This is a genomic window from Fischerella major NIES-592 (genome assembly GCF_001904645.1).
GTDB classification, from domain to species: domain Bacteria; phylum Cyanobacteriota; class Cyanobacteriia; order Cyanobacteriales; family Nostocaceae; genus Fischerella; species Fischerella thermalis.
Window position 1 is genome coordinate 683,274 of record NZ_MRCA01000001.1, and the last position, 15,848, is coordinate 699,121.

Genomic DNA, 15,848 nt, shown 5'->3' on the forward strand with positions numbered 1-15,848 from the left:
AGTGAACCGACCTTTGGTCAAAACATCTTTTTTTGTTGAGAGTAAAGAACATTTGCGTGTGGGGATTCCCCCCACCCTTGCAACATGTCCATTGTTTGAATCTGGTTCTTGGTTGATTACCTCACGACCCACAGACACTAGCGGTAAACGAACTTCCCAACAGGTAGGGCGCTACACAATCATCTCAGAGTACCAGTTCGTTCAAGTCCTTTCACTTGGTCAATCCAATATACCCTTTTCCCAACCAACACCTGCCAAGTCGGGTTGGTAAAGTGCTAGGTTTTTACGCAACGGGTTTTTGAGAGGCTGTGTTTGGATCGCTCTCAGTAGAACTGCCCAAACGCGCTACGCACCTTAAACCGCAGGTGTTCAATCGCCTAATTGAAAGGTACTTTTCGCGATTAGACTCTGATTGTTAACTAGGAGAAACTGCTGAGCAACCTAAATGTTCCATATGTAGAATCAGTAACAAATAGGTTAGCAGCTTAACAAGCTGTGAGGACGAACCATTACTTCATTATTGTAAATTTAGTCGTACTTCCAGAAAAGATTTCTGGATATTAAATTGGTTAAATAGTATAGCATTGCTAGCAATAACACTTAAATTTAGTTAGTTGTAACCAATATTTACTCAAAAATCTTAATTTTACAATCAGTGTACTTAAGTTTTAAATAGCATTTTGGTAACTCAGGGTTTAACTATGAGTATAAATAAAGGTTTAAGAAGGTAGAAGTAGGTAGACGCTAAGCAGTTTGGTGTATGTAGGAAGATGCAACCTCACGAATACATTCAGGGGATTTAACACAGTTGCTACGCGTTTATTTATTTTACATAAGTAAATTCAGGGGCTTTAAACCATAGGGCAGAGCACAGAGGATTATGTTTGTATCAAAAATTACTTTTTTGCTTATGCCCTCTGACCCTGCCTTTCTTCAGTAAAATGGGGCCATACCCGAAAGTGAATCCACAACCTAATCAAACAAAAATGGGTGGGCAAATCAAAAGCAATACTTAACAGTTCATTTATCAGCTTTATCACTTGGGTAAAATTATCCTGCTGATTCCATATTTTAGCTTCTTTGTTCTTCCCTATTGCTTCCTTTGATAATTAAAACGTAGATTTGGTGAAATTATGATGTTGGCTCAACTTCAGAGCTTGTATCCTACAGCTAGTTTAATCTCTGAATTAGTGCAAATTGATCACGGCAAATATATTGTTCGGGCAAGCGTACAAATTGAAGGTATCACCCGTGCTACTGGTATGGCAGCAGCCTCAACAGTAGAGGAAGCAGAAGATCAAGCTAGAAGTAGGGCTTTGATGGTTTTGGGAATCACTACTACGCCACAACCACAGATGGAAATTTTGAGTGAGGCGAAGAGTGTGGCTGAGGCGAAGACGACTAAAAGTAGTGATGTGGCTGAAACAAAGGAAAATTTCCCCGCATCAACACCTCCGCGTATCCCTGTCTCTGCTTTCACCCCAAGTTGCATAGATACCCCCAATCTGGAGACACAACCAAGGACACCTATTCCACCAACTGTTTCTGCAACGCCCACAATTGAAACCAACAGCCAGGACTTTGAGCAAAACTTAGATGTGAGTCCAAGTCCAGAATTAAGCTTGGATATTCAACCGGAAGACTTTGGGGTAATTTCCAACAACCAAAGTGAACATCAACCTTTACAAGAGATTGGTTCTAGTAACGTCACACTCTTTCCCCAACGCAGTCATAACAATACCCCAAATGAAGTAATGCCTGCGCCAGCACCTACAACGAGGAAAAAGAAGAAAAGCGAACCTGTGGATCAGTCAGATGATATCGCCAAAATTGGAGTCGAAATGCAGCGCTTGGGTTGGACGACAGAACAGGGTAGAGACTATTTAATTCAAACCTATGGCAAGCGATCGCGCCATTTACTTGATTCCGAAGAATTACGTGATTTCCTAAAATATTTAGAATCCCAGCCTACACCTGTAGATCCGCTAGCGGGATTTTGATTATTTCATGGTAATGGGTAATTGGTAATACAGCCTTTTGCATCTAGATGGAGTACACCCCTCCCTAACTCTTCCCGCTTGTGGGGAGGGTGCGCGTAGCAAGGATGGGGTTCTTTTGTACCTCACTCAAATCAAATCTGCTGTAGGTCATTGGTTCATATTCACTACTCATGACAAATGACAAACAACTACTAAAAAACTGTAACTAAAAATATGGAATTTGAGATGAGACTGGTATATAATAGGCGAAATTAATACAATAATTATCCTTAGACTTACCAGTAAAGTAAAGGCTGTGATATCTAAAAAGCAATTATCACAGTTGCATTACTCTTTGCTTACTGAAAAATGATTGCTGGAATTCAAGTTGCTTAAAATTCCAGCTTCAAACTCAACAAATTTCAGGGGCGTCTAAACTCTTGTAAACAAAAAATAAAATAGCCTCGTCTGGGGAAAGGGCAAAAGTTAAAGGATAAAGAAATTTTTACTTCCTTTCACCCTTACTTTTAACCCTTATTTCTGACTACACAGCTGCCATTGGGCGGCTACCAGCTGCATGACGGTCAATCACTTGGTCTATTAAGCCATAGTCTCTGGCTTCTTCTGGTGACATAAAGAAGTCCCTTTCTGTGTCTTCGGCGATTTTTTCCAAAGGCTGACCTGTATGTTCGGCTAAATATTCGTTTAGCCGTCGCTTATGGTAAAGGATTTCGCGGGCTTGAATTTCAATATCAGTTGCTTGTCCACGAGCGCCGCCCAAAGGTTGGTGAATCATGATCCGAGAATGAGGAAGACTCATTCTTTTACCCTTAGCACCTGCACTAAGGAGAAAAGCACCCATACTGGCTGCTAATCCGGTACAAATTGTACACACATCCGGACGGATGTGCTTCATAGTATCAAAAATACCCATCCCTGCTGTTACCGAACCGCCAGGAGAATTGATGTACACATATATGTCTTTCTCTGGGTCTTCGGCGTCTAAAAACAGCAGTTGGGCAACAATCAAGTTAGCAACGTTGTCATCAATCGCTTGTCCTAAAAAGATAATACGCTCACGTAACAGGCGTGAGTAGATATCAAAGGCGCGTTCGCCACGACCTGATTGTTCAATAACGATAGGAATCATGTAGCCAGCTTGTAACTAGTGTAGATACATTCTATCGATTACAAAGGCTGATTGTTTTCCGAAACCATGTTAACCACTGTGTAGTCATATATAGCAGATGGTGCTTACCCTATTGACTCAGCAGTTTGTCGGTATTATTTTTTCAAAGTTTTGTAAAAAATACCATAATTTTACTGAAAAAATCCGGTTATATCTACCTAATGGGGTAGATCCTTACTACAAGGTGTATCTAGAAGATTCGATCCCGAATTTAGAAGACATCGACCGAAACAGAGGAAATCGCCATGCTAGAAAAATTTGTACAAGCCGCTATCATTACCTTCTTACTGCACCTGATCGTCGGGCTCAACCCCAACACTAAAATTAGTACCGAAGCAGTACCCCCCTCTGGTACAGTTTCAATACCAGTGGCTAGCTCATTTTTGCGTTCTTTAGAGTAAAAATCACTGGTTGCATCAAAAGTATGTTGATTTGGTTGTCACTTATTGGCTGGTAGTTGGTTGTTAATTTTCCAACCGACTACCAACAATCAACAAAGAACATTCGAGGTAGACTGAACAGAGAAGGCAAATACTAGTGTCTAATCATGACTAATCGCCTTGCTGAAGCTAAGAGTCTCTATCTCCGCAAACACGCTGAAAATCCGATTGATTGGTGGCCTTGGTGCGAAGAAGCACTCTCCACCGCAAAAGCACAGAATAAACCTATATTTCTCTCTATAGGTTACTCCAGTTGCCACTGGTGTACTGTCATGGAAGGAGAAGCATTTTCTGACCCAGGCATTGCCGAGTACATGAATGCCAATTTTATCCCGATCAAAGTAGACAGGGAAGAAAGACCAGACATCGACAGCATTTACATGCAAGCTTTGCAAATGATGAGTGGTCAAGGGGGTTGGCCTTTAAATGCTTTTTTATCTCCAGATGATTTAGTACCATTTTACGCAGGTACTTACTTCCCAGTGGAACCACGCTACGGACGTCCTGGCTTTTTACAAGTTTTACAAGCGATTCGCCACTACTACGATACAGAAAAACAAGACCTACGCGATCGCAAAGCAGTAATTCTCGAATCACTCCTAACCTCCGCAGTATTGCAGCAACAAGGTACTACCGCCACTCAAGACAAGGAGTTATTACACAAAGGCTGGGAAACTAGCACGGGGATCATTACTCCGAATCAATATGGTAATAGTTTCCCCATGATCCCCTATGCAGAATTAGCATTACGCGGAACACGATTTGAAGTGACATTTGAATATGATGGCAAACAAGTTTGTACTCAACGGGGATTAGACCTGGCATTAGGTGGTATTTATGACCATGTAGGCGGAGGCTTTCACCGCTACACCGTTGATCCCACCTGGACAGTACCACATTTTGAAAAGATGCTCTACGATAACGGTCAAATTGTAGAGTATCTAGCCAATCTTTGGAGTGCAGGTATAGAAGAGCCTGCTTTTAAAAGAGCGATCGCTGGTACCGTCCAATGGCTCAAAAGAGAAATGACCGCCCCAGAAGGTTATTTCTATGCTGCTCAAGATGCTGATAGTTTCACCTCCCCAGGGGAGTCAGAACCAGAAGAAGGAGCCTTTTATGTCTGGAGTTTCAGTGAACTAGAACAACTCCTGAGCGCTGAAGAACTCATAGAATTGCAACAACAATTTACAGTCACCGCTAATGGTAACTTTGAAAGTAAAAACGTCTTACAAAGACGCCGTAGTGGGGAACTGAGCGCAACCGTAGAAACAGCCCTGAAAAAATTATTCGTAGCGCGTTACGGTGCAACTCCTGAATCACTAGAAACATTTCTTCCCGCACGTAACAACCAAGAAGCTAAATCTCATAACTGGCCTGGTCGGATTCCGGCGGTGACAGATACTAAAATGATTGTTGCTTGGAATAGCTTGATGATTTCTGGCTTGGCAAGGGCGTATGCTGTTTTTCGAGAACCTGTGTATTTAGAACTAGCAACCACAGCCGCGGATTTCATTCTCAATCATCAGTTTGTAGATGGGCGTTTCCACCGACTTAACTATGAAAATCAACCAACTGTATTAGCTCAATCAGAAGATTACGCCTTTTTTATCAAAGCACTGCTAGATTTGCAAACTTGCAGCCCGGAACAAAATAAATGGTTAGAAAGGGCGATCGCTCTCCAAGAAGAATTTGACGAATATCTTTGGAGTGTAGAATTAGGCGGCTACTTTAACACATCAAGTGATGCAAGTCAAGATTTAATTGTGCGCGAACGTAGTTATACAGACAATGCGACACCATCAGCAAATGGAGTAGCGATCGCCAATCTCGTGCGTCTTGCCCTGTTTACGGATAACCTGCGTTATTTAGATTTAGCAGAGCAAGGCTTAAATGCTTTTCGCTCTGTGATGAATAGTACTCCCCAAGCCTGCCCGAGTTTATTTACAGCCTTGGATTGGTATCGCAATAGTACCCTGATTCGCACTACAACTGAGCAAATACACTCACTCATGTCTCAGTACTTACCAAGTGTTGTGTTTGCGATCGCATCAAAACTACCAGAAGACAGTGTTGGCTTAGTTTGTCAAGGATTGAAATGTTTGCCAGCAGCCTCAAGTTTAGAGCAAATGTTGCAGCAAGTTCGCCAAAGTCAGGTGAGGGGATGAAGGAAATCGCGGACAAGGAGGATAAGGGGAAGGATTTGTATCTGTGTCGGGGAAGAGATTCGTCGAACTTAGGTGGTTATTATTGCTTGCTTTTATAGTAATTTTGTACTATAAAAGCGATAAGTCTACTAGGAAATCAATTGCATGACTATGGACAAATCACCAGCACTTAAAAACATCAACCCGATGATTCCAGCAGGAAGCGACATGGAAAAAGCGATCACATTTTATGAGCAGCAGCTTGGGTTTAAAACGATACATAAAGAAGGCAACCCTCTTAGCATGGCAATTGTCCAAAGAGACGGGGCGACAATTTTTCTACTCCAGAATGATGATAAACAGCTGGCAGAATGGACAACTTTTCGCGTCTTAGTCGATGGTGTTGAACAACTTTACACCGAATTTCTGGCTAAGGGAGGACAGATGATTCACCCAAACGGTAAGCTAGAAACCAAACCTTGGGGAATGAAAGAGTTTGCCATAATCGATCCAGCGGGTGTGTGCATTACGTTCTATGAACCAGCAAACTGATAAAATTGGGCAACTCAGATTGACGGCTATCGTTTTAGCAGGTGGTAAGAGTACGCGCATGGGTAGGGATAAAGCCCTGATCACAATTGAAGATGTGCCGATGTTGAAACGTATCTGTCAAATTGCTGAGACTTGTACTGAGCAAGTTTACGTGGTGACTCCTTGGCCAGAACGCTATCAGCATTTGCTACCGCCTAAAAGTCAGTTTATCCAGGAATTACCTTTACCAGATGAAACTGGTAATGAACTCAAAACCCACGGGCCACTGGTGGGTTTTGCCCAAGGACTAACGCAGGTAACGACAGATTGGGTGTTGTTGTTAGCTTGTGACTTACCTAAATTGCGGGTAGAAGTTTTGCAAGAGTGGATTTCTAGATTACAGCAAGTACCAGAAGAAGCGATCGCAGTTTTAGTTTATAGAAATAATAGATGGGAACCATTGTGTGGTTTCTATCGCCGTCGCTGTCTACCAGAATTAAATAAGTATATTCAGCAGGGTGGGCGATCATTTCAGGAGTGGTTGAAGCAATATCCCGTGCAAGTATTACCTTTGGTTGATCAACAGATGCTTTTTAACTTCAATAGTCTGATTTGAGAGGGGCGTTTAAGTTTAAAATATATGATCCAGGCTTGCAATCTAAAATCCATACAATCCTCTCCCTAGCCTCTGTTGGCGACATGAAACATACCCTATCAGTACTTGTAGAAGATGAAGCGGGTGTTCTTTCCCGCATTTCTGGTTTATTTGCCCGTCGTGGCTTTAACATCGAAAGCCTTGCTGTCGGACCAGCAGAACAGTCAGGAGTTTCTCGGATCACAATGGTTGTACCAGGTGATGATCGTGTAATTGAACAACTGACCAAGCAACTATACAAGCTGATCAACGTTCTGAAAGTGCAGGATATTACTGAAACTCCCTGTGTAGAACGCGAATTAATGCTACTCAAAGTGAATGCTACCAGCAACACCCGTTCCGAGATAGTCGAGTTAGCTCAAATTTTCCGGGCGCGAGTGGTGGATGTCGCAGAAGATTCCCTAACTTTAGAAGTTGTCGGTGATCCAGGTAAAATGGTCGCGATCGTGCAAGTGTTACAAAAATTTGGCTTGAAGGAAATTGCCCGCACTGGCAAAATTGCTTTAACTCGTGAATCAGGAGTGAATACAGAGTTGCTAAAATCATTGGAAGCCAAAGTTTCTTAGCAAGTGGTAGATACAGCTACCAAAACATAATTATTTTATTAAGGTGTGGGTGCAGGGGAAGGATGTTTTCCTGCATAGTAAACGACGACTTTCAACTGTTGCTTATCAGGAACGTAAAATACTCTGTCCCCTTTTGTCACCTCGTATTCCCATGCCCTCTTGTAGAGTTTGCCCTTCAAAGGGAAAACACGCCCGGGCTGTCTAGTGGTTGGTGCAGTACATAAATCCTCATAACAGCGAAGAGTGTTTTCTGGGTGGCGCTGCATTAAAGCTTCCCAATCCCGATTTACCCGACGATTTTTGGCTACTACCAACCAAGTGCTTTCTATCTCAAATAATGCAGGAGCCGTCAGTTTAACTTCTGGCGGCTCCAAATTCTCCACTATTGGATTTTCTGGGGGATTATCTGACATACTCTCTCACACAGCACTCCCGGCAGCTGGTTTGGTTAATGGTACCTCATCAGTTTCGGCACTAAAAGCTGCTGCCAGTTCAGGACTAGCGATCGCAATGGCGCTTTCATGCCATTCATGGATGATCGCGTCAATCATCTCCCATGCTGTGGTTGAAGAATCTATCAATCGAAAAGCCTCACTTAGCTCTTTGATAAACTCTTGCAGATCATCTTCTTCAAACACGCTTAACCACCCATAAGGATGCTCAAAGCCGATTTCTTTCCCTAGTAATAGAGAAAAAGCGACAGTTAATACTTCAAAAACAGCTTTACTTTGAGTAGCTGCCTTCACCAGAGAAGTTACTTCCTCCCGGCGCAACAACGCAAAAGACTGATCATTACGAGTAATTGTCACTGGACGTTCCAAAGCTTTGTCCAGAACTCGCCCAGGCTGACGATTTAACTCAGTGGCAGTAATTAGCTCATCTGAGTAGATATTACCGAAAGTGCCGATAGACATAGGTTACGCGTTTTAGTCAACGCCGATTTCATAAAATTAATATTTATCTACGTATAATTGTACGTACTATTCATCAGGGGTCAATAGGGATTAAAACTCGCTTGCGCTGAAACTATCTCTCTTAAAGCATGAGAGATTTTTAAATTAGATCAAATACAGTCTAAGTAAGCAAAAATTAAGCACGGAGTTGTTCTGATTTCTCAAAGTGCTTTATTTATGATGGTTTTAGTAGCCAATGTTGCCTACCTTTCTTGCACAGTCGAGGCTGGGCGGCAGAAAGCCCTAGCCTACGGGAGGACTGCACCTACAGGCTGGTCTGAACAGAGGAATGATACCATATTGAAACCCGCGTAGGCGGGTTTCGTATGTGTAGTAGCGATTTCCAATCGCCGGGGCTTTTTTCTGAGACATTTATTGATTCAAAAACTGATCCACACACCGAACAAACATCTCCACACCCATCGCCAACGCTGTTTCATCAAAATCAAAACGGGGATGATGATGAGGATAGGCTAAATTCTTCTCTGGATTAGCAGAACCTAAAAAGAAATAACAACCAGGAACTTCTTGCAAAAAGTAGGACATATCCTCACCGCCCATAGTTTGGCACTCCGGTACAATACCCACAGGCGTTTCTACCACTTCTTCCGCAACCGATCGCACTAGTTCCGCCATCCCTACATCATTAATTGTGGCTGGGTATAATTCCGAGTACTGAAAGTTGTAATCAGCACCATAGCTTTGGCAAACTCCAGCAATAATTTGCTCGATTCGTTGGGCGAAAAAGCCTCGCAAAGACGGATTAAAGTACCTAACAGTACCACTCATTTTAGCTGTATCTGCAATCACATTGCACTTTGTTCCAGCATGGAGTTCACCGACTGTCACCACTGCTGAATCAATCGGATTGACGTTACGGGCCACTATTGTTTGTAGAGCATTGACAATTTGGGCTGCAACTACTACTGAGTCTACAGTTTGATGGGGCATTGCACCATGTCCGCCTTTGCCAAAAATGGTGCAGTCAAAGGTTTCTACAGCCGCCATTAATGCACCTGCACGCACACCTACTGTCCCTAAAGGCAAATTATTCCACAGGTGCAAACCGATAATCGCGTCCACATCTGGGTTTTTCAACACCCCAGCATCAATCATTGGTTTTGCGCCTCCTGGCCCTTCTTCTGCTGGCTGGAAGATCATTTTCACAGTCCCGGCAAAATCTTGACGATGCTGCTGGAGATAATAAGCTGTACCAAGAGCGATCGCAGTATGTCCATCGTGTCCGCAAGCGTGCATGATCCCATCATGTTGGGAACGGTAGGGTACTTCGTTTTGTTCGAGTATGGGTAAAGCATCCATATCCGCGCGGATCGCCAAGACTTTCGATTTTGGATTGGATGCTTCTGGTTGTTTCTCACCCTGGATAATCGCAACGATACCAGTCTTAGCAATCCCAGTTTGATGTTCGATTCCCCATTCTTGTAATTTCCCAGAGACAAATTCAGCAGTGAGTTTTTCTTGAAAACCGAGTTCTGGTTTTTGATGTAACCTACGTCGCCACTCGACTAATTGGGGTTCCAATGAACGAATCGATAGGCGAACGCGAGATAAGTCAACATTGGTAGAGTTGGGAAAGGTGGAAACCATTTTATTTAAATTACTGTCGGTTATTTATATTGTGAGTCGGAATTGTTATTTGTCATTTGTTCTTTGCTAATAACTAATAAATTACGTCTAATGTGAATTAACAAAGGCGCTAATAGATCATGGGAAATACTCAACAAACCAATGACCACCCAACCACCCATGAAAGATCCATCTGTGTTATCTGTGTTTATCGGTGTGTATCGGTGGTCGATTTCTAAAAAAACCTTTTTTACCAGGCGCAAGGAATATCACGTCTCCATATTCAATTCACATCAGGCGTAAATTGAATTACACATTCTTCAAGCTGTTTTCTGTTTCCTCTTACCTGACCTATTGCCTATTCCCTGTTAATAACAAACACTCTAAATCTAAATCTGACGCTACTTGGGCTAGTTTGTCTAACTCGGCTGGATTTTCCAAATAGGGCAAACAGCCTAAAACAGGGATATTTGTCAAAGACTGAATTAAATCTGCTGGCGTCCAGTTGGCGATTTCATCATCTGTGCGGGGTTGGATGCAATTTAGAACAATTCCTACCAGTTGGACTCGTGTTTGTCTTGCTAATGCCACATTTGCTACAGCTTGAGCGATCGCACCTAATCTTACTGGTACGACTAACACCGTAGGTATACGCCATTCACCTGCTAAATCTGCTACTGTTAATTCCTCAGTTACGGGTGAGCCTAATCCACCCAAAGCTTCTACTAAAACAAAATCTCGACGCTGACACAAGGCTGTGTAAGCTTGCCAAACTACTGCTAAATCTACATGGCGATTTTCTTTAATTGCGGCAATTGGGGGGGCTAGGGGTGCTTGAAAATACAAAGGTGTGATTTCCTCAGCAGATTGTTCCAAGCTAAATAGCTGTTGATACCATTCGCGATCGCCTACTCCTGATTGTATGGGTTTCATAATACCCAAGCTACGGCCAGAGCAATATTTTTGCCAATAGGCTGCTAATACTGTGGTTAAAACAGTTTTGCCTGCTTCTGTGTCTGTTCCTGTAATTAGTAGTGCGTTCAATTGTAATAGTTAGTGGTTAGTGGATAGTAGTTAGCAGGGGAAGGTTGAATTTGAATTATTGCTAGCCCTTTAATAATGTCAATATACATGATCGTTGAGTTGACTTGTCGAATGAACAATAATTAAAAACCAACCACTAACCACTGACCAGTTATCAGTTATCAATTATCAGGTAATTCCCAAGGTGATAACTGTTCACTGTCTACTGTTAACTGATTTGCAACCACTAACTACTAACCACTAACTACTAACTACTAACTCACCTTCTTGGCAAAATATCTGTGGGATTGACATCTGGGTTAGATGTGTCATCAGTAGGCTGATTATTTTGATTCTGATCAGGAAAAGGTATCAATGGAGTATCGGTGGGTGTTGCTGTTGGGATGTCGGTTGGTGTTGCTGTAGGTATCTCCGTTGGAATTTCGGTGGGGGTTTCGGTAGGTGTGGGCTGAGGTGGGTTTTCTAATTCGATATTGAGGTTGTAGTCGCTTTCGGAACTTCCTGGAGATAGAGTTAAGTCGATCGCATATCTACCACTAACAGGTAAAGTGCCTTGGTAGAAGGTGGTATTCTCAGCAGAAGCTTCAACTGGTTCTCTATTTGGGTCTAAAACTGTTAATACAACACCCCTTTCTTGCGCCAGCACCGCAGTTAAAGTTTGCCCTTTCCGACCTCGGAAAGTGTAGCGGATGGTTTGATTGCTGGCGATTGTACCCTCTACTTGGGTTGTGCCAGATGTATCTAAAGCAAGGGGTTTACTTATAATTGTCGGCTCGTTGGTGGTGGGTGTAACTGTCGGTGTGGGTGAAGTTGTAGAATTGTCAGGAACTACTGGAGAAGGGAAAGTTTGGGTTGGGACTTCGGTTGGTTGTGGTGATGGTGTACCACGAAGAGTACGTACCAGTGCCCAAGAACCGATTCCTGCTATACTCACCACCCCAACAGTAATTAATCCAATTGCCAATGGGTTATCTAAAAATGACCTAGTACTGGGTTCGGGAATTGTGTGACTTGGTGTACCAGGTGCAGATGGTGATGCTGGTTCAGGACGACGACCAACCGGGACTGTTTGTACGTTGGACAACCCAGGATTGGGTGCAATTGGGATAGAAGCCGGAACTAGGGGTGTTTGTTGTCCTGGAGAGTCCAATGCTTGGGCTACTTCTGTTGCGCTTGAGAAGCGATCGCCTGGTCTAAAGCTCAACATCCGATTTAAAATTTGGGCAAAGTGTGGACTTACTGTTACCCAGCGTTGCCAATTCCAACTCAGGAGATTTTCATCAAATAATTCTTGCGGTTCTCTACCAGTTAGCAATACGATCGCGGTAACTGCCAATGCATATAAGTCGCTACTGGGGTAAGCTTGTCCTGTTTGCATTTGCTCACTGGGGGAATAACCCAATTTTCCGACATAGGTTGCTGGTGCTGTCGGATTACCAGCTTGCAATCGTGTTGCTAGTTCTTTTACTACCCCAAAGTCAATTAAAACTGGCTTATGATCAAGATCACGCAAAATAATATTGTCTGGGGAGATATCGCGGTGAATAATGCCTCGACTGTGAATATGTTCTAAAACAGGTAACAAAGAGCGCATTAATTGTAATACTTCTTGTTCCGTGAACGCACTACCAACAGCCTTACGCTCATCAAGCAAAGTACGGTAGGTTTTCCCGGCTACATAGTCTTGCACCAAAAACAATCGCTGGTCTTGTTCAAATCTTTCCCGGAATTGTGGCACTTGTGGGTGTTGGATTTGATACAAAATCGTTGCTTCTCGGAGGAACAGCTCTTGTGCTTTCTGCCAAGCAACAGGGTCTACTGTGTTAGGAATTAATTCTTTGATGGCACAAAATTCGTTAAAGCGCCTCTGGTCTTCTGCCAGATAGGTTCTACCAAATCCCCCCTGACCAAGAATTTGAATAATCTTATAACGATTTTGCAGAACAGTACCAGCTGAAATTGGTGGTTGCATCTTTTAGTTAATTGAGTGTAACGGCACTACTCGGAGGAACTCACCCGCAAAAAATCATACCCAACAGTTGCAGTTTGTCAACTGCTGTATTTGTCAGTATATTAAAGTAAATTCCTAACAAACTTGCTCATAGTCTATTTTCACACTCATTTTCCAGTACAAAATAGTAAAAAAGATAAAAAAATTACTATTTTAGTTCCCATTGCTTTCTGAGCTTGTTGCTCATTTCTTTTTCCTTGGTGATGGAAAACCATCTAACAAGTCTGCTAATGTATTAATTTGCAGCTAGTATCATAGAATATTCAGCCGTCCATAATTGATTCATTTATAGGTGTTCTTAACGATTACTAAGTAAACTAGAATAGTCTTCTCCTATCTCTGTGAATAGGGTGCATAAAAGTTAAGTAGTTCATCAAACAAATCCATTTAGACTTGGGTTTTTTAGAGCAAACTAAAAATCCCGACTACAGGTGTGAGCTAGTAAGAGTGTGTTCACCACAAAAAAATTAGAACCTTGTAGTTTCATGGAGGTATGTATCAAGTTTTTATAAAAGCTTCAACAAAACTCACAGATGTTTTTTCGGACTATTGCTCTTAAACAATCTAAATATCTGATGATAATATTGCCATGAATGCACATCGAGGATCTGCTGTGCTAAGTACCGCAACTTTCAAACTGCCATCAACTACAACAGGAATAGCTGAAAACCATCGCCTGCGGCTGTTCTCTGGTTCTGCTAATGTACCCCTATCTCAAGAAGTAGCTCGTTATCTGGGCATGGACTTGGGGCCAATGATCCGCAAACGATTTGCGGATGGAGAGCTTTACATTCAAATTCAGGAATCGATTCGGGGCTGTGATGTTTATTTAATTCAACCCTGTTGTCAACCTGTAAACGATCATTTGATGGAATTACTCATAATGATCGATGCCTGTCGTCGAGCATCAGCACGACAAGTCACAGCAGTAATTCCTTATTATGGCTATGCCCGTGCTGACAGAAAAACCGCAGGGAGAGAATCAATTACTGCCAAGCTAGTTGCCAACCTGATCACCCAAGCAGGTGCTAACCGAATTCTGGCAATGGATTTACATTCAGCCCAAATTCAGGGATATTTTGATATCCCCTTAGATCATGTTTACGGTTCACCGGTAATCCTGGATTATCTAGTTAGTAAAGAACTGTCTGACATTGTGGTAGTTTCCCCAGATGTTGGCGGCGTGGCAAGAGCAAGAGCATTTGCAAAAAAGCTGAATGATGCTCCCTTAGCCATCATTGATAAACGTCGTCAAGCTCACAACGTCGCTGAAGTCTTGAATGTCATCGGTGATGTGAAGGGTAAAACAGCAGTGCTGGTAGATGACATGATTGATACTGGCGGCACAATCACAGAAGGAGCCAAGCTACTCCGTGAAGAAGGAGCGCGTCAAGTATACGCCTGTGCTACCCATGCGGTGTTCTCCCCTCCTGCGATTGAACGGTTGTCAAGCGGTTTGTTTGAAGAGGTGATTGTCACCAACACAATTCCCATTCCCGAGGGCGATCGCTTTCCCCAATTGCAGGTGTTGTCAGTGGCGAATCTTTTAGGGGAAACGATTTGGCGGATTCATGAAGATAGCTCTGTAAGTAGTATGTTCCGCTAGCATCAAAAATACTGTCATCACCGTTACGATTGTGCAGAATGCCGCAGGCTTTTTTGCCTGCGCTAACCGAACTTATATAATTTTATATATTTTCAGGGTGTTATCTTTTTTACCAAATGTTGCCGTAAGCGATCGCTTGACTACAGCAAGCCTAAATCCTTGAGACTACGTCGTGTAATCTCAATCCGCAGAAGTGCATCTGAAGGTTTACGCATGTCTATTGTCGTTGCGAAAATAATGTTTAGGCAAGCCCTAACCATCTTGAGCAAGATCACGAACACCAAAACTCATCGTCAGCAGTAAAACAAAACAACCAATCACAGTAAAAAGAACATAACGCGATCGCCACAAACGAAACAGCATTTTTTCCCCTCACAAATAGCGTCTTATCAATTATCACTGTTGTCACTAACAGAAAAACTATCTGCGTCATCTGTGTTTATCCGTGTGCATCGGTGGTCGATTTTTCCAACAACTGTGGTCATTGCGATAATTCACAGCAAACGTAAATTAGCTCTCATCTTTTACTACCACCCTCTCCAACTCCGAAACTACCCGTTCTAATTCCGCAAAAATTGGACTAGAGCCAGTTTGGTAAAAAGCATTTACCAATGCCCGATAATACCAAAGCGTACCTGCTTTACCACCTTGAAAACGTTGCCAAAGCGATTCACCCACAATCCGATAATCCTTGAGAATTGACTGGGCATTGTGCAGTTTATCAGCCGCACTCACAATTAACACAGAAGAAGAAGCACTAAGAATATGAGCAATGTATGCTTCTTTACGTTCTCGCCACGGCGGTTTAGGTGTAGTATCGGCATCCGTACAACCATTGACAATTGCAGCTACATTATCACCAAAACGACGGCGAATTTCTTCCCGTGTAGCAGCACCGCCTTGATCCTCGACAGCATCATGTAAAAGTGCAGCTATAGCTTCATCTTCATTTGCCCCATATTCCAAGGCAATACTAGCAACACCCAACAGATGAGCAACATAGGGAACACCTGAACCTTTGCGAACCTGGTTCGCGTGGAGTTGGGTAGCGTAGATAAGGGCTTGGGTAAAGCGTTCTGATAACATTTTGAGAAATGGTAACGCAAATAAATGTAGGGGCGAAGCATTTGGATGAAAATTACT

Annotated in this window: 16 protein-coding genes and 1 pseudogene; 8 read left to right on the forward strand and 9 right to left on the reverse strand. The window is 42.7% G+C overall.

Annotated features, from left to right (window positions below; translation table 11 throughout):
* The first annotated feature begins 1 nt into the window (after window position 1).
* Entirely contained in the window at window positions 2-271 is a 270-nt protein-coding gene (locus NIES592_RS03030; protein ID WP_062248754.1) for a hypothetical protein, read from the forward strand.
* A gap of 865 nt (window positions 272-1,136) precedes the next feature.
* Window positions 1,137-2,000 (forward strand): hypothetical protein, encoded by an 864-nt coding sequence (locus NIES592_RS03035; RefSeq protein WP_073554871.1) that lies wholly within the window; start codon window positions 1,137-1,139, stop codon window positions 1,998-2,000.
* A gap of 523 nt (window positions 2,001-2,523) precedes the next feature.
* Here NIES592_RS03035 and clpP read toward each other — a convergent pair.
* Window positions 2,524-3,129 carry an ATP-dependent Clp endopeptidase proteolytic subunit ClpP gene (gene clpP / locus NIES592_RS03040; RefSeq protein ID WP_062248750.1) on the reverse strand — a complete coding sequence of 202 codons (606 nt, stop codon included), beginning with the start codon at window positions 3,127-3,129 and terminating at the stop codon, window positions 2,524-2,526.
* Window positions 3,130-3,413: 284 nt separating this feature from the next.
* On the opposite strand from clpP, the gene NIES592_RS24890 reads away from it, so the two are divergent.
* The 5 genes from NIES592_RS24890 (at window position 3,414) to ilvN (ending at window position 7,504) form a co-directional block, all read left to right on the forward strand.
* The gene (locus NIES592_RS24890) at window positions 3,414-3,569 is read left to right on the forward strand and encodes a hypothetical protein (RefSeq protein WP_009756690.1); all 156 of its coding nucleotides are present in this window, start codon (window positions 3,414-3,416) and stop codon (window positions 3,567-3,569) included.
* Window positions 3,570-3,715: 146 nt separating this feature from the next.
* Window positions 3,716-5,773, forward strand: coding sequence for a thioredoxin domain-containing protein (locus NIES592_RS03045; RefSeq protein ID WP_073554872.1), 2,058 nt, complete (start codon window positions 3,716-3,718; stop codon window positions 5,771-5,773).
* Window positions 5,774-5,917: 144 nt separating this feature from the next.
* Complete coding sequence (locus NIES592_RS03050; protein ID WP_256678051.1) at window positions 5,918-6,304, forward strand: bleomycin resistance protein; 387 nt, start codon at window positions 5,918-5,920, stop codon at window positions 6,302-6,304.
* A complete protein-coding gene (locus tag NIES592_RS03055; RefSeq protein ID WP_073554873.1) occupies window positions 6,288-6,899 on the forward strand; it encodes a molybdenum cofactor guanylyltransferase in 612 nt (203 codons plus the stop codon). Before NIES592_RS03050 ends, NIES592_RS03055 begins: the two co-directional genes overlap by 17 nt.
* A gap of 83 nt (window positions 6,900-6,982) precedes the next feature.
* A complete protein-coding gene (ilvN, locus tag NIES592_RS03060; protein ID WP_009756687.1) occupies window positions 6,983-7,504 on the forward strand; it encodes an acetolactate synthase small subunit in 522 nt (173 codons plus the stop codon).
* A 38-nt stretch (window positions 7,505-7,542) separates the two neighbouring features.
* On the opposite strand, the gene NIES592_RS03065 is transcribed toward ilvN, so the two are convergent.
* From NIES592_RS03065 to NIES592_RS03090, 6 genes are all read right to left on the reverse strand, one after another.
* Window positions 7,543-7,917, reverse strand: coding sequence for a hypothetical protein (locus tag NIES592_RS03065; RefSeq protein ID WP_073554874.1), 375 nt, complete (start codon window positions 7,915-7,917; stop codon window positions 7,543-7,545).
* 6 nt (window positions 7,918-7,923) lie between these two features.
* Window positions 7,924-8,418, reverse strand: a complete 495-nt coding sequence (locus tag NIES592_RS03070) for a hypothetical protein (RefSeq protein ID WP_062248740.1) — start codon at window positions 8,416-8,418, stop codon at window positions 7,924-7,926.
* Window positions 8,419-8,829: 411 nt separating this feature from the next.
* A complete protein-coding gene (locus tag NIES592_RS03075; protein WP_073554875.1) occupies window positions 8,830-10,065 on the reverse strand; it encodes a M20 metallopeptidase family protein in 1,236 nt (411 codons plus the stop codon).
* A gap of 20 nt (window positions 10,066-10,085) precedes the next feature.
* Window positions 10,086-10,307: a hypothetical protein gene (locus NIES592_RS03080; RefSeq protein WP_073554876.1), complete on the reverse strand. Its 222-nt coding sequence runs from the start codon at window positions 10,305-10,307 to the stop codon at window positions 10,086-10,088.
* An 88-nt stretch (window positions 10,308-10,395) separates the two neighbouring features.
* Window positions 10,396-11,088, reverse strand: coding sequence for a dethiobiotin synthase (gene bioD / locus NIES592_RS03085; protein ID WP_062248734.1), 693 nt, complete (start codon window positions 11,086-11,088; stop codon window positions 10,396-10,398).
* 259 nt (window positions 11,089-11,347) lie between these two features.
* Window positions 11,348-13,060: a serine/threonine-protein kinase gene (locus NIES592_RS03090; protein WP_073554877.1), complete on the reverse strand. Its 1,713-nt coding sequence runs from the start codon at window positions 13,058-13,060 to the stop codon at window positions 11,348-11,350.
* A 628-nt stretch (window positions 13,061-13,688) separates the two neighbouring features.
* Between NIES592_RS03090 and NIES592_RS03095 the strand changes: the two genes are divergently transcribed.
* Window positions 13,689-14,705 carry a ribose-phosphate pyrophosphokinase gene (locus NIES592_RS03095; RefSeq protein ID WP_009756683.1) on the forward strand — a complete coding sequence of 339 codons (1,017 nt, stop codon included), beginning with the start codon at window positions 13,689-13,691 and terminating at the stop codon, window positions 14,703-14,705.
* Between the two features lie 140 nt (window positions 14,706-14,845).
* Here NIES592_RS03095 and NIES592_RS26155 read toward each other — a convergent pair.
* Both NIES592_RS26155 and NIES592_RS03100 read right to left on the reverse strand, forming a co-directional pair.
* Window positions 14,846-14,938, reverse strand: a pseudogene (locus NIES592_RS26155) (class D beta-lactamase); the annotation flags it as partial.
* Between the two features lie 277 nt (window positions 14,939-15,215).
* Window positions 15,216-15,791 carry an HD domain-containing protein gene (locus NIES592_RS03100; protein ID WP_062248730.1) on the reverse strand — a complete coding sequence of 192 codons (576 nt, stop codon included), beginning with the start codon at window positions 15,789-15,791 and terminating at the stop codon, window positions 15,216-15,218.
* Window positions 15,792-15,848 lie beyond the last annotated feature (57 nt).

Coding starts and splice junctions, on each gene's coding strand:
- NIES592_RS03070 (WP_062248740.1), bottom strand. CDS start 8,418: ATGTCTATCGGCACTTTCGGTAATATCTACTCAGATGAGCTAATTACT.
- NIES592_RS03075 (WP_073554875.1), bottom strand. CDS start 10,065: ATGGTTTCCACCTTTCCCAACTCTACCAATGTTGACTTATCTCGCGTT.
- clpP (WP_062248750.1), bottom strand. CDS start 3,129: ATGATTCCTATCGTTATTGAACAATCAGGTCGTGGCGAACGCGCCTTT.
- NIES592_RS03055 (WP_073554873.1), top strand. CDS start 6,288: ATGAACCAGCAAACTGATAAAATTGGGCAACTCAGATTGACGGCTATC.
- NIES592_RS03050 (WP_256678051.1), top strand. CDS start 5,918: ATGACTATGGACAAATCACCAGCACTTAAAAACATCAACCCGATGATT.
- NIES592_RS03045 (WP_073554872.1), top strand. CDS start 3,716: ATGACTAATCGCCTTGCTGAAGCTAAGAGTCTCTATCTCCGCAAACAC.
- NIES592_RS03090 (WP_073554877.1), bottom strand. CDS start 13,060: ATGCAACCACCAATTTCAGCTGGTACTGTTCTGCAAAATCGTTATAAG.
- NIES592_RS03065 (WP_073554874.1), bottom strand. CDS start 7,917: ATGTCAGATAATCCCCCAGAAAATCCAATAGTGGAGAATTTGGAGCCG.
- NIES592_RS24890 (WP_009756690.1), top strand. CDS start 3,414: ATGCTAGAAAAATTTGTACAAGCCGCTATCATTACCTTCTTACTGCAC.
- NIES592_RS03035 (WP_073554871.1), top strand. CDS start 1,137: ATGTTGGCTCAACTTCAGAGCTTGTATCCTACAGCTAGTTTAATCTCT.
- ilvN (WP_009756687.1), top strand. CDS start 6,983: ATGAAACATACCCTATCAGTACTTGTAGAAGATGAAGCGGGTGTTCTT.
- NIES592_RS03100 (WP_062248730.1), bottom strand. CDS start 15,791: ATGTTATCAGAACGCTTTACCCAAGCCCTTATCTACGCTACCCAACTC.
- NIES592_RS03095 (WP_009756683.1), top strand. CDS start 13,689: ATGAATGCACATCGAGGATCTGCTGTGCTAAGTACCGCAACTTTCAAA.